At 43.1% G+C, this 13,511-nt stretch carries 13 protein-coding genes; 8 read left to right on the forward strand and 5 right to left on the reverse strand.

All coding sequences use genetic code 11. The features are described 5' to 3' along the window. Positions 1-188: 188 nt before the first annotated feature. Positions 189-545 (forward strand): helix-turn-helix domain-containing protein, encoded by a 357-nt coding sequence (locus K358_RS0103510; RefSeq protein WP_027695520.1) that lies wholly within the window; start codon positions 189-191, stop codon positions 543-545. 70 nt (positions 546-615) lie between these two features. On the opposite strand, the gene yghU is transcribed toward K358_RS0103510, so the two are convergent. The 3 genes from yghU to K358_RS0103525 form a co-directional block, all read right to left on the reverse strand. Beyond that, positions 616-1,470, reverse strand: a complete 855-nt coding sequence (gene yghU, locus K358_RS0103515; RefSeq protein WP_027695521.1) for a glutathione-dependent disulfide-bond oxidoreductase — start codon at positions 1,468-1,470, stop codon at positions 616-618. Between the two features lie 250 nt (positions 1,471-1,720). Beyond that, positions 1,721-2,395 (reverse strand): peptidoglycan DD-metalloendopeptidase family protein, encoded by a 675-nt coding sequence (locus K358_RS0103520; RefSeq protein ID WP_038149641.1) that lies wholly within the window; start codon positions 2,393-2,395, stop codon positions 1,721-1,723. A 2-nt stretch (positions 2,396-2,397) separates the two neighbouring features. Beyond that, on the reverse strand, positions 2,398-3,657 hold the full coding sequence (locus K358_RS0103525; protein ID WP_027695523.1) for an MFS transporter: 1,260 nt from the start codon (positions 3,655-3,657) through the stop codon (positions 2,398-2,400). A 244-nt stretch (positions 3,658-3,901) separates the two neighbouring features. Between K358_RS0103525 and K358_RS0103530 the strand changes: the two genes are divergently transcribed. Then, the gene (locus K358_RS0103530) at positions 3,902-5,116 is read left to right on the forward strand and encodes a 4Fe-4S binding protein (protein ID WP_027695524.1); all 1,215 of its coding nucleotides are present in this window, start codon (positions 3,902-3,904) and stop codon (positions 5,114-5,116) included. 106 nt (positions 5,117-5,222) lie between these two features. On the opposite strand, the gene sstT is transcribed toward K358_RS0103530, so the two are convergent. Continuing rightward, complete coding sequence (gene sstT, locus K358_RS0103535) at positions 5,223-6,461, reverse strand: serine/threonine transporter SstT (protein ID WP_027695525.1); 1,239 nt, start codon at positions 6,459-6,461, stop codon at positions 5,223-5,225. 605 nt (positions 6,462-7,066) lie between these two features. Between sstT and coxB the strand changes: the two genes are divergently transcribed. The 4 genes from coxB (at position 7,067) to K358_RS0103555 (ending at position 11,657) form a co-directional block, all read left to right on the forward strand. Beyond that, complete coding sequence (gene coxB / locus K358_RS17990; protein ID WP_083962759.1) at positions 7,067-8,308, forward strand: cytochrome c oxidase subunit II; 1,242 nt, start codon at positions 7,067-7,069, stop codon at positions 8,306-8,308. After that, positions 8,305-9,921 carry a cytochrome c oxidase subunit I gene (gene ctaD / locus K358_RS0103545; RefSeq protein WP_027695526.1) on the forward strand — a complete coding sequence of 539 codons (1,617 nt, stop codon included), beginning with the start codon at positions 8,305-8,307 and terminating at the stop codon, positions 9,919-9,921. Before coxB ends, ctaD begins: the two co-directional genes overlap by 4 nt. Positions 9,922-9,984: 63 nt before the next feature. Beyond that, on the forward strand, positions 9,985-10,701 hold the full coding sequence (locus K358_RS17995; protein ID WP_051241202.1) for a cytochrome c oxidase assembly protein: 717 nt from the start codon (positions 9,985-9,987) through the stop codon (positions 10,699-10,701). 20 nt (positions 10,702-10,721) lie between these two features. After that, the gene (locus K358_RS0103555; RefSeq protein ID WP_083962737.1) at positions 10,722-11,657 is read left to right on the forward strand and encodes a cytochrome c oxidase subunit 3; all 936 of its coding nucleotides are present in this window, start codon (positions 10,722-10,724) and stop codon (positions 11,655-11,657) included. A 54-nt stretch (positions 11,658-11,711) separates the two neighbouring features. Here the strand turns inward: K358_RS0103555 and K358_RS0103560 are convergent, their stop codons facing one another. After that, positions 11,712-11,942: a DUF2909 domain-containing protein gene (locus K358_RS0103560; RefSeq protein ID WP_027695528.1), complete on the reverse strand. Its 231-nt coding sequence runs from the start codon at positions 11,940-11,942 to the stop codon at positions 11,712-11,714. A gap of 10 nt (positions 11,943-11,952) precedes the next feature. On the opposite strand from K358_RS0103560, the gene K358_RS18000 reads away from it, so the two are divergent. Then, positions 11,953-12,837, forward strand: coding sequence for an SURF1 family protein (locus K358_RS18000; RefSeq protein WP_051241155.1), 885 nt, complete (start codon positions 11,953-11,955; stop codon positions 12,835-12,837). Positions 12,838-12,884: 47 nt separating this feature from the next. Continuing rightward, the gene (locus K358_RS0103570) at positions 12,885-13,493 is read left to right on the forward strand and encodes a hypothetical protein (RefSeq protein WP_244875221.1); all 609 of its coding nucleotides are present in this window, start codon (positions 12,885-12,887) and stop codon (positions 13,491-13,493) included. Positions 13,494-13,511: the final 18 nt, after the last annotated feature.

The following is a 13,511-nucleotide window of genomic DNA, read 5'->3' on the forward strand; positions in this document are numbered from 1 at the left end:
TGCCAACAGTACGGCAAGTTTTTGCCTAGTCGATACGTGTGGTTTTTAACCAATAAAATCCGATCAACAGCCCCTTAGGTCATAGTTTAAATTTCCCCAAACAAAACCTGACCTGTCAATGACATGCCATTTACCAGATTTTGTCATTTTGGTAGGCAGTTTTTATCGGTTATGGATTTACAGAAGTAATGGAATATACAGAGCAAGACAGAGACGCGATTTATCATGTATGGATGTCCCAAAAAGCCAAACGTCACTTAACACAAATGGATATGGCAAAGCGTTTGGGCATGACGATCAGTGAGTTTTCAGAAGTGATCCGTGGCAAAGGCGAGATTAGTAAAAGCTTTGTTAGTCGCTTCTTTCAGCAACTAGATCTTGAGCCACATACGATTTTACCGTCACTTAAAAACCAGATAGCGCCAGAAAATGCGGTGGTGTATTTGCAAAACCGAATTAGCATTGATGGTGATATTCAAAACGTACAAATCGACGGTAACCAAGTGATCATTGATTACTGTTGTAAGGTTGCCAAACTTAATTGATATGCTAATAAAATAAACGCCTAGCCGATCATTGTATCGGCTAGGCGTTTGGGTTTGGATAGAAATGTAATTAAGGCTTCAAATTCAGCGCTTTATCAATATCTTCTGCGCTATGACGCTCTTCAATGGCTTCCCAAGCTTCACCCATCGGTTTATTGACGATACGGCCACGTTGAACAGCAGGTCGCTCTAATATCGCTTTCGCCCAGCGCTGAACATGCGTGTAACTTTCAACGTCTAAAAACTCAGCGGCATTATACGCATTACCTAGTACCAAGTTGCCATACCAAGGCCAGATTGCGATATCAGCAATGCTGTACTCTTCACCCGCAATGTAAGTATTGTTGGCAAGTTGCTTATCGAGTACATCTAGTTGGCGTTTCGCTTCCATGGTGAAGCGATTGATAGGGTACTCGTATTTTTCTGGCGCATAGTGATAGAAATGGCCGAATCCACCGCCTAAATATGGCGCAGAACCTTGCAACCAGAATAGCCAGTTTAATACCTTAGTACGATCTTCAATGTTACTTGGAATGAAGTGGCCAAATTTCTCGGCAAGATAAAGTAGGATAGACCCAGATTCAAAGACATTGATCGGTGAATCACCACTACGATCAACTAATGCTGGAATTTTGGAGTTTGGATTGACTTCAACAAAACCAGAAGAAAATTGATCACTATCACCAATCTTAATCAGAAACGCATCGTATTCAGCTTCGGTGACGCCTTTTGCCAGCAATTCTTCAAGCAAAATTGTGACTTTTTGGCCATTTGGCGTACCCATTGAATACAGCTGAATTGGGTGCTGACCGACTGGTAGTTCTCGTTCAAAGCGCGCGCCAGAATCTGGGCGGTTAATACTACCCCAAGTGCCACCTTGTTGTTCATTGGTCCAAACTTTCGGTGGAATATATTCGTTTGTCATCATCTTCCCTTTTGTTGAGTTTACCCATTATGTATACCCAAGTAATTGGAGCTGCAGCGAGGCGACAAGTGAATGAGACCCCATGAGTTTAGCTGGTCTAAATGATTGGGGCGAATGAACGCCGTCAACAAAGCTGCAGCTTCAAGTACGAAGGATATATTAGATATTAGGCTGTTTTTTCAGATTAAAAGGATAGACAGACTTTTTCCGTGATTTTGTTCAGATCTCTTAGTTATTAAAAAGAGAGTTTTTATATAGCTAAATCTTCACGCTTAAGAATCAAATTAGGGTTTGGGCAATTCTTGAGGTAAAAACTTGCGTGAATGGGATCGACTACGCCGGGGTAATCATTTTGATACTCTGCCATATCACGGATGATTTGAAAGTGTAGGTGAGATGCCCAACCGCCATTTTCATACGAATCGCCAATGGTTGCGAATGCTTCACCAGCTTTAATGATTTGCCCACGTTGGAGGTTATTTAATGATGATGCAGCTAAATGGCCATAAAGCGTGTGAAATACATAACCTTCTAGCTCATGACGCAAAATGATGGTTGGGCCGTAATCGCCTTGTTGCTGGTGGTTGGCAAACCCAAACACTTCACCTTCTAAGGGGGCGAAAACGCAATTTCCAGCAGGGATACCAAGATCAATACCAATATGTAGCGTACGAGATTCACTACCCGAAAAGTTATCGGTATCTTGATAAATCATACGTTGTTCCGCATAACGACCAATCTCGACTACCGCACCGATTTCAGCCACCTGTCTTTTTATTTCTGCGGAAAAATCATGCTGTTCATTCACCCTGTTCCAGATACCACTACTTGGTGACAGATCGACAATCAGCCCTTTACCAAACTGATATTTATTATCGAGAACAGGACAAAATTGATGATTTTTAAGAACAGATTCAAAGGTCATGATTACGCTTTCGCCTCTTGTAACTCTACTGGTGATTGACGCGGTACTAGCATCATAGCCACGGCATAACCAACCACAGCAATAAAGGTCGGCAGCATTAAATCCATATTAACGAGAATCGCCGTGAGATAGCCGGTTAGAGTCCAGGCTAAGCCGACCATAGCACTTGATAACGCCATCGCCCAACCTTGGTCACCATCACTGGCTCGATCTGACAGCGCTGTAATGTATAAAGGAAACGAAGAGGCCACCATAATCGATGTCCAAATCATGGCGATAACGTGAGTGGTTGGCGTCGGTGTAATCGCCAGTAAAATCATGCCTATGCCCGCACCGGTTAACACCGATTTTAGAGCGCGCGTGAGCGGCATCCAAGTAAGTAGTAGGCGAGGAACAAACAACAAAGAAGCAATCATCACGATGCCAATTGCCAACATGAAGTATTGGTAAAATTCACCTTCTACTGCCAATTGCCATTTTTGCGGCAGAATAAAAGAGATATTTTGGAAGTATAAACTCCAACTGAACTGGCAGATAAAGACAATAGCCAAACAAGGCAACAAACCTTTTTGACTACGTGCTAATGGCGCAGCTAATGAGAATGGACTTTCCTGTTTTAGAGAAGTTTGTTTTAAAGTGGCTTGTTTGGGTAGTTGGATGATGTGTAGCAAAATAAAACACACTACAGCAATCAATAAACAAGCATAAAAAGGGGCTTGAGGGCCATATAAAGCGGTAAGCTTACTACCAAGAGCTGGGCCAAAAGACATTGCCGCTGTCATCACAACTGCCACAAAACTCATTAAGGTTGCTTTGGTTTTCCCCTGGCTATTATCGGCCAAAATCGCCTGTGCAATAGGTTGACTTGCCGAGCCCAAGCTGTTGATCATATTACCCGCAAACAACAAGGCTACTGAACCTGCAATAATCGCATACACCGGCATTAAAAAGCCGATAGCCGCTACCACCAAACATAATGCCATTACCACTTTACGGCTGTAACGATCCGCAAAGCGAGCGATAAATGGCGTAAAAAACATCGAGATAAAAGGCGCGGCTGACATGACCGTACCAAATAAAGTGCGTCTATCTTCTAGAGGCATCGCTTGAGCAATCGCCAGAGAGTGGTCAGTTAAAAACAAGTTCACATAAGCCGGAATGGTAATAAAAAACCCTGCCGAACCTAGAAAGATAATGAAATATAAAGCGAAAAGGGTGGCTTTCGGTAGTTGAGGTAAAGCGCTGCTGGTTGTGGGCGTCATGGTTATCTCCAAAATTGTCTGAGTATTTTACTCGGGTATTTGGAGGATGGGAATAGGAGTGGGGGAATCTAGTTATGCCCATTGATATGAATGTAAAGCTTTTAGTATCCAGCTATCTAAGTTATGAATATCAAAACTACTCCTAAGTGGTAGTTAAACTCGCACCAATATTAATACGCATCAAAGAAACAATAAGGGGAGGTTTTACTATAGAGATATAATAAATAGCGTAAATGGTGTGGCTGTGACAATTATAGAATCTCTGACCTTAATGTTTGCCTTGGTGTATAGCATTAGCCTTTTATATTCTAGTGGGAAAAAATTAGGCGCTAGTATCACCTTTGGCATTTTGGTGTTAGCGAGCATGGCTTCACTCTACTGGCCATTGATGTTATCACTTGGCTTGGCAGTCATGATAATGATGCTTGTTCATCGGTATCAACCGGAAGTTCTACAGGCCAATTATCGCCCCAACACGTTACGTTATTTTTGCCAGCACGCGATGGCGTTGTCATTTTTTTTCGTCGCGATCCAATACACGCTCCATACTGCTCTATTAGCCGCACAAATATCCCCGAATTTCTTACGCCCTGATGTTGTGGATGCCTTCTTACCAATTGCTGCTGCCATTGAATTAAAAGCGATTGTGAGTCTTGGTTTTTGGGACCAAACTCACCCTGCAGGGGCGGTGATGTTATTTACGGTACTCATCACAGGAATAGTATGTAAACGAGCATTTTGTGGATGGATATGCCCACTCGGATTGGCCGGAGAATATCTATATCAATGGCGTATAAAGTGGATTGCAAAACCCTATCCGGTTCCCAAGTGGTTAGATTGGCCGTTGAGAATAATAAAGTACCTATTGCTAACCTTTTTTGCTTTTATTTCTCTAGGTATGCACCCTGCCAATATCCCTTATTACCTCAACGGTAACTATCATAAAATTGCTGATATCAAAACGGCTTGGTTATTTGTCAATCCAGGTATGATCACCCTCAGCGTATTAATCATTATGTTATTGCTTGCGGCATGGCGTCAGCGTGCATTTTGTCGTTACTTTTGCCCTTATGGTGCATTGCTTGGGATTGTTAGTTTTATTAGTCCATTTAAGATTCGTCGTAATACAACGCATTGTTTAAATGAACGCGGTGATCTCAACTGTGATAAGTGCACACGTGCTTGTCCTTCGAATATTATTATTCATACCGTCAACACGATTCGTACGGATGAATGCCAAGCTTGTATGCGTTGTGTGAGTGCTTGCCCTAAAAAAGAGGCACTAGGGCTTCGTGCACGTAATGGATGGCAATTGTCGAGTAAGCAGCTGCTTGGGATCGTGTTAACCATTATGTTCGCCATACCATTATTCGCATTCTTAGTCGGTTTTTGGCACAGTCAAACGCCAAATGAAGTGCGTATGCAGTTGATTCAGATGATGGATTATATTAGTTATTAAATTCTGTTGTTTTAGATTTGAATTTAGATGTATTTTCGGCTCGGACAAAAAATGGCCAACTGATCATTCAGTTGGCCATTTGTATATCTAGATTATTTTAAGAAACTTAAGCTTGGCTAGATTGCGCTGCTGCTTGAGCTTCATCTGCGCGACATACAGCGGCAGTGAATACTACGTCGGTAGAGCTGTTTAGGCCTGTTTCTGCTGAATCTTGGATAACACCAATGATAAAGCCTACACCTACAACTTGCATTGCGATGTCGTTTGAAATACCGAACAAGCTACATGCTAGCGGGATAAGTAGTAGAGAACCACCAGCAACACCAGATGCGCCACAAGCAGAAACTGCTGCGACTAGGCTTAGTAGAACCGCTGTTGGTAGATCAACTTGAATACCAAGTGTGTTTACTGCAGCAAGCGTTAATACGGTGATCGTAATCGCTGCGCCGCCCATGTTAATGGTTGCACCCAGTGGGATAGATACCGAGTAAGTATCTTCATTCAGTTTTAGTTTTTCACATAACGCCATGTTAACTGGAATGTTCGCAGCACTTGAGCGAGTGAAGAATGCCGTTACACCACTTTCACGTAAGCATTTGAATACCAACGGGTATGGGTTTTGTTTGGTTTTTAGGAAAACAAGTAATGGATTCACAACTAAAGCAATAATTGCCATTGAACCAAGTAAAACCGCTAGCAGTTGCGCGTAGCCGGCAATTGCCTCAAAGCCAGTGGTTGCAAATGTTGTTGCAACAAGACCGAAGATACCAATTGGCGCAAGACGAATGATAAAGCGAACCACTGCAGAAACACCGTGGCTGATATCGCTGAACATATCTTTAGTTGCGGTATTTGCGTGGCGAAGCGCTAGACCTAAACCAACAGACCAAGCAAGAATGCCGATGTAGTTCGCGTTAACTAATGCGTTTACTGGGTTATCAACGATCTTAAACAATAGTGTGTTTAATACTTCACCAATGCCTTCAGGTGGGGTTGTGCCAGTTGCTGCATTTACTAAAGTAAGCGATGTTGGAAAAGCAAAGCTCATTAGTACAGCGGTTAGCGCAGCTAAAAAGGTGCCGACAAGGTAAAGCGTAATAACTGGGCGCATGTTACTGCTAGAGTCTTTTTTCTGGCTAGCAATCGATGCTGCAACCAAAACGAAAACTAGGATGGGGGCGATGGCTTTTAGTGCGCCTACGAATAGGCTACCAAAAATAGACATATTAGTTGCTGCTGAAGGAGAGATCGTAGCAAGTGCAACACCTGCAACAATACCTACCAAAATCTGCAGTACCAAATTGCCGTTGGCCAGTCGATAAATCAATGAGTTGTTGTTTTGCATATTTAAGCCTGTTTTATGTTTTATTGTCAGTCAAAAATCCTGTTTGACCGGCCTAGTAGCTTCTAGGCGGAACCATCATAGCTTCTGTAGTGAATCTGTCTACTAGAAAGCAATAATATCAGTACAAGAATTAACAATTGGTGCATTTTAGTACGCATATATATTGTTAAGTAAATGTTGCGCAGGTTTATAGCACATTAAATTGGCGTAAGAAAAACTTTTTTGTTGGTTTTGTGCTCACAAATTGAAAATAGAAAAAGTATATTTCTTGAACAAAGTTGAAACTCTAACTAGCTTTAGATGTATCTAGCTGATTTGAAAGCTTAGAAAAGCCGTATCCGTTATTAACGACTAAAAGTATAGCGTGGTGTGGTGCCAATTTTGCCTGATGACACCATCACCATGATTCCATGTTTCTTAAACATGTTGGAGCTTATGCTCACTAGGTGTATCTGTGTGCTTTTTGCTCCTCAATAACAATAAAAATATTGCAAGGACGAGGGGGCATCTTGATTCGATCATGGACTAATGTTGTTGCTTATCTTATCGCGAATTCTAGCGATAGACGCTTTTCTCTGCGTCTAGCGGTTCGCGCATTTATCGGGATGCTGCTGTTTGTGCCGATGATTGCTACCCCATCTGAAACTCGACTAAACCTTACCCAAGGTGTCACTGAAATTAGTGGCAAGGTATATGACCTACATATGCTGATTTTTTACATCTGCTGCGCAATTGGTGTGGTGGTGTTTGGTGTGATGTTTTATTCGATCATTCGTCATCGAAAATCCCGAGGTGTCAAAGCGGCGCATTTTCACGAAAGTACCAAAGTTGAAATCCTTTGGACGATCATTCCCATTATTATCCTTGTGTTGATGGCTATTCCTGCCACTAAAACTTTAATTGCGATGGAAGATACCTCGCAAGATGATCTCACTATTACCGTCACTGGCTCACAGTGGAAATGGCATTACCGCTATTTCAATCATGATGTGGCGTTTTATAGCTTCTTAACGACTTCCCAGAAACAAATTGAAGGCAGTGAACAAAAAGGCGAGCACTACCTACTCGAAGTTGATAATCCGCTGGTGGTGCCAGTTAATCGTAAGATCCGTTTTCTTATGACGTCTGACGATGTGATTCACTCATGGTGGGTACCTGATTTTGCTGTGAAGAAAGATGCGGTTCCCGGCTTTATTAATGAAGCTTGGACCAAAATTGATAAGCCGGGAATTTATCGTGGTCAATGTGCGGAGCTGTGTGGTCGTAACCATGGGTTCATGCCGATCGTGGTACAAGCTTTGCCGGAAGATGAATTCGATACCTGGCTAGCCAAGCAAGAACAAATGGCCGCTGCCAAAAAAGCAGAACAGGAAAAAGCGTTGGGCAAAACCTTGAGCATGGATGAATTAATGGCGTTAGGGGAAAAAGTTTATAACGACCGTTGTGCAGTTTGTCATCAAGTTAATGGTGAGGGGATGGCGAATGTCTTCCCTGCGATGAAAGGCAGCCCAATTGCCACCGGAGATTTACTACAGCACATCGATATTGTGATCAATGGTAAAACAGGTACCGCCATGCAGGCGTTTGCGAATCAATTAAATGAAGAAGAATTAGCGGCGGTTGTGACTTATGAACGTAATGCTTGGGGTAATGATACGGGCGATGCTGTGCAAGCATCAGATATAAAGCAAGTACTTACTAATGGTACTTTACCAGATGAAAATAATGCTCAAGCAAATACGCAAAGCTCGTCTTCATCTGAGACAAATGCTACACCAGACACAAGTGTGACATCGAACAGCAAGGCAACACCAGAGACTATGGATAGTCAACCGGAGGCACAATGAACCCTTCACCTTCTTATCAAAATGCGTCAACCGATACTGCCGATCATATTGATATCGAGCACGATCACCATGGACCAGCGAAAGGCATAAAGCGTTGGATATATTCCACTAACCATAAAGACATCGGCACGCTGTATTTATGGTTCAGTTTGATCATGTTTTTCACCGGCGGCGCAATGGCGATGGTGATTCGGGCGGAGTTATTTCAGCCGGGGTTACAGTTAGTTGATCCACACTTCTTTAACCAAATGACGACCGTTCATGGCTTGATCATGGTATTTGGTGCAGTGATGCCGGCTTTTACTGGCTTAGCAAACTGGATGATCCCAATGATGATTGGCGCGCCGGATATGGCATTGCCTCGCATGAATAACTTGAGTTTTTGGATCTTACCTTTTGCGTTTTTGATTTTACTGGGTTCGTTGTTTATGCCCGGTGGTGGACCGGATTTTGGTTGGACTTTCTACGCACCACTTTCGACTACGTTCAGCTCCGATAGCACCGCATTGTTTGTCTTTTCGGTACATATCATGGGGATCAGTTCAATCATGGGTGCGATTAATGTGATCGTGACGATAGTGAATATGCGCGCGCCGGGTATGGATTGGATGAAGCTACCAATGTTTGTTTGGACTTGGCTGATCACCGCGTTCTTACTAATTGCGGTAATGCCAGTATTAGCCGGTGCAGTTACCATGGTGTTAACCGATAAATATTTCGGAACTAGCTTCTTTGATGCCGCAGGTGGTGGTGATCCGGTGATGTTCCAACATATCTTTTGGTTCTTTGGTCATCCCGAAGTATACATTATGATTTTGCCGTCATTTGGCATTATTTCAGCGATTATTCCAGCATTTAGCGGCAAGAAGCTCTTTGGTTATCATTCGATGGTGTACGCCACTTGTTCTATCGCTTTATTGTCATTCTTGGTTTGGGCGCACCACATGTTTACGACCGGTATGCCGGTGTTTGCCGAACTCTTCTTTATGTATTGCACCATGTTGATTGCGGTGCCCACTGGGGTAAAAGTCTTTAACTGGGTGGCGACCATGTGGCGAGGGGCGCTGACCTTTGAAACCCCAATGTTGTTTGCTATTGCCTTTATTGTCTTGTTCACCATTGGCGGATTTTCTGGACTGATGTTGGCAATTGTGCCAGCAGATTTCCAATACCACGATACCTACTTTGTGGTGGCGCATTTCCACTATGTACTGGTGACGGGAGCGGTGTTCTCGATCATGGCGGCGGCCTATTACTGGCTGCCTAAATGGACCGGTCACATGTACAACCAAACCTTGAGCTTGTGGCATTTCTGGTTATCGATTATTTCGGTCAATATTCTTTTCTTCCCGATGCACTTTTTAGGTTTGGCTGGCATGCCACGTCGAATTCCTGATTACGCGATCCAATTTGCTGATGTGAACCAAATAGTGTCGATTGGCGGATTTGCTTTTGGCTTGTCTCAGTTGTTGTTCTTAGCGGTGGTGATTAAGTGTATCCGAGGTGGCGAAGCGGCAGTGGCCAAACCTTGGGAACGAGCAGAAGGATTGGAATGGACAGTGCCAAGCCCTGCGCCTCACCATACATTTTCAACGCCTCCAAAGGTTGATTAACCAAAAATAGGAGGGGGTATGTCAGATCAAAAGCCGAGTACTGATTCTATACATAAAGGTTCGATACACGATGAAAAGAGCCAGAGTAGTAAAAAGGTTCGCAGTAGTAAAAAGACTAAAAGCAATAAAAAGCTGATTGGCTATTTACTGCTGAGTGTCGTGGGCATGTTTGGTTTTGGATTCGCCCTCGTTCCTATATACGACATTATGTGTGAGCAGCTTGGTATTAATGGCAAAACCAATACTGAAGCAGCCAGTTCGCAAGGTATTCAAGTCGATACCTCACGATTGGTACGAGTGCAATTTATGTCTCAAGTCAGCCCGAATATGCCGTGGCAATTTGAGCCAGTACAAGCGCAGATGGATGTTCACCCCGGCCAAGTGATCAGAACCAGTTATCGGGCGGTGAATAATTCCAATATAGCGATGATAGGGCAAGCGGTACCGTCGGTTGCTCCGGGAATTGCCGCGACTCATTTTAATAAAGTGGAATGTTTTTGTTTTAATCATCAGCCATTGCAAGCCAACACAGAAGCGGAGCTGCCGGTGATTTTTTATGTGGATAAAGACTTACCCAGTTCCATTAATCGACTAACGCTTTCTTATACTTTGTATGACATTACGGAAAGCGGTCAATCATCGTCTCAGCCAGTGCCTCAACCAGCATCTAGGCCAATAAAAGAGACACAGCAGGATAAAAATACAATACAAAATCTGAGCAGGGGAGCGTCAGAGTCGTTCGCTCAATCATCACATTCATCGCCAAATGAGCTGAATTAGCTTGTTTTAAGGAGAGCCAGATGAATAAATCGAATCCATTATCTCAATCACCTTCTATTGAATCAGAAGCTAGATCGTCTGCTTCTCGCCAACCGGAAGTCTATTATGTGCCATCAGAAAGTAATTGGCCGATTGTGGGGGCCTTTGCCTTATTTTTGATTGCAGTGGGTGCAGGGCTTTATATGCAACCAAAAGGCATGTTGAGCCATTTCGGTGGATTCGTGTTACTGGCTGGAATAATCGTTTTGCTGATCATGCTGGTGGGGTGGTTTCGTAATGTGATTCAAGAATCAATGTCAGGTTTATATTCACACCAAATTGAACGCTCTTTTCGTCAAGGCATGAGCTGGTTTATTTTCTCCGAAGTGATGTTTTTTGCTGCCTTTTTTGGTGCGCTTTTCTACGCCAGAATGATCGCGGTGCCTTGGCTTGGTGGGGCGTCTAATAACCTGATGACTAACGAAGTATTGTGGCCAACGTTCGAAGCTATTTGGCCTTTGGTGAAAACGCCGAGTGGAGTAGAAACCCAAGCAATGCCGTGGCAAGGCTTACCTTTAATGAACACCATTATCTTACTGACTTCTTCGATTACGCTGCACTTCTCTCAATTGAGCTTAGAAAAAAATCAACGTACGGCGCTGATTATATGGTTAGAAATTACCATTGTTTTAGCGATCGCTTTCTTATTTTATCAAGCCGAAGAGTACATTCATGCTTACCAAGAAATGAACCTCACGCTGCAATCTGGCATTTATGGCAATACCTTTTTCTTATTAACCGGATTTCATGGGTTACATGTCACCTTAGGGACCATCTTTTTAATCGTTCTTTTGGCGAGAATTGCCTTTAGCCACTTTACTCCTCGCGATCACTTTGCGTTTCAAGCGGGGAGTTGGTATTGGCATTTTGTCGATGTGGTATGGCTGTGTTTGTTTATCTTCGTCTATGTTTTATGAGGGTGAAGATTTTAGTTCCTAGGTTGTAGGCTGAACTTTGATTGTGGTGTGTGATTAGTAAGGGCGATCGTTGGGGGTAATTAATCCCGATGTTAAGCCAATTAACAACACCATAATCACAATCACGGAGATGAATAGACGTTTACCCAAAAACTGGCTCATAGGCACCGCATTGGGATCGTCTCGATCGTATTTCACCATTGAGTATAAAGCTCTGCCGAGGTTAAAAATGACAAACAACAGCAGAAGCACCAGCGTTAATTTAAATAAGGAAACGAGTGTCATAGCAACTCCTGTGTCGAAGTGGGGAATCAAAAAGATCGGTTTATTATTATTAACTGTGGTCGTGTTTGCTGTGATGGTCAAATTAGGCTTTTGGCAATTAGATCGCGGTAACCAAAAATTGGCAATGGAGCAGCAATTGCAGCTAAGAGCCGACGCTAATCCCGTAGCGATTGAAGATTGGCAAATGAGCCCTAGTGAAGAAGCGACGGGTGTGAAGTTGTCGCTGAGGATTGCGCCATTAACTGATGACGTAAATGTACAACGAGTGTATTGGGATAACCAAACTTGGCAGGGAAAAGTTGGTTATTTGGTTTTTCAGCCGGTGCGCTTATTAGCCAATGATCCGCAATCTGATTTTGAAGTCGTGGGGTTGATTGAATTGGGCTTTATACCCGCAGGTCGTGACAGACAAGTATTACCTGAAGTGGTTGGTATTAGTCAAAAGCAAAGGAGTCAGGCGCAAGCGTCTCAAACGCAAACAATAGTTGGGCGATTGTACCGAAAACAAGATAACCCGATGAGCCAAGGCTTGATGCCTGAAATGATGGAGATAACCGATGGTTTGGGGTTAAGAATTCAAAACCTATCGCTTGAAGATTTGTCTCAGCACTTGTTTTCAGATAGGTCGCTGAGCTTATTTTCTTATGTGATTCAGCCAATGCAGCCCTTGCTTTTCACGGGTGATTCACGGTTAACAGAAAATAACGGAGTAAAAATTAGTGAGCACTTACCACATCCTTGGCAGCCATTGCCTATGCAGTCAAAACGTCATTTTGGATATGCGGTGCAATGGTTTTCGATGGCGGCAGTATTGTTGGGGTTAGCGTTTTGGTTTGCTTATCGTCAAGGAAAGCCATCGAAAAATCTGGAAAAAGAAAAGAGTAGGAATCAATAAACCCAACTAATCACTTACAGTAATTTGGGATCAAGATGAGCGTATGTATGCATAACAAAAAACATGAAGCAGCATTGAATCAATCATCGTTAGCAAAAACGGCTTACTCTCCTCGTTCGGGAAAAAAAGTATTGCTTATCATGTTGTTGATTTTTGCCTTGCCAGTGATTGCCGCGAAATTGATTTTATCGATGAACTGGTATCAATCTGGCGTGACTAATCATGGCGTATTGATTGATTCACAACTTCACTATCAAGATTTACGGTTAGCAAATCCAGCACGACATACTTGGCAAATGGCGTACTTATTGCCACAAGATTGCGGTGAAATTTGTCAGCAACAATTGCACCTATTAAAGCAAAGCCATATTGCACTAGGTAAAGATCAACCGAGAGTCATGCCCGTGGTGATTGCCGCCAATGAAGAGGATTTAACCGCATTACAAGATAGTGGTTTTGTGCTGTTAGCGGCGCCAGAACTTTGGGAACAGCCTGAGATGAAGAGCTTTGCTGGGCAAGATTTTGTATTGATTGATCCGCTCGGCCAATGGGTGATGCGCTATCCCACTGTGACTAGTCAGGATGAACTATCTGATGAGCTTAAAGGACTATTAGCTGATTTACGTAAACTATTGAAGCTATCACGAGTCGGTTAACCGCAGTTAAATTAGGCT

Origin of the sequence: Vibrio litoralis DSM 17657 (assembly GCF_000426765.1) — a bacterium.
Lineage (GTDB): Bacteria > Pseudomonadota > Gammaproteobacteria > Enterobacterales > Vibrionaceae > Vibrio > Vibrio litoralis.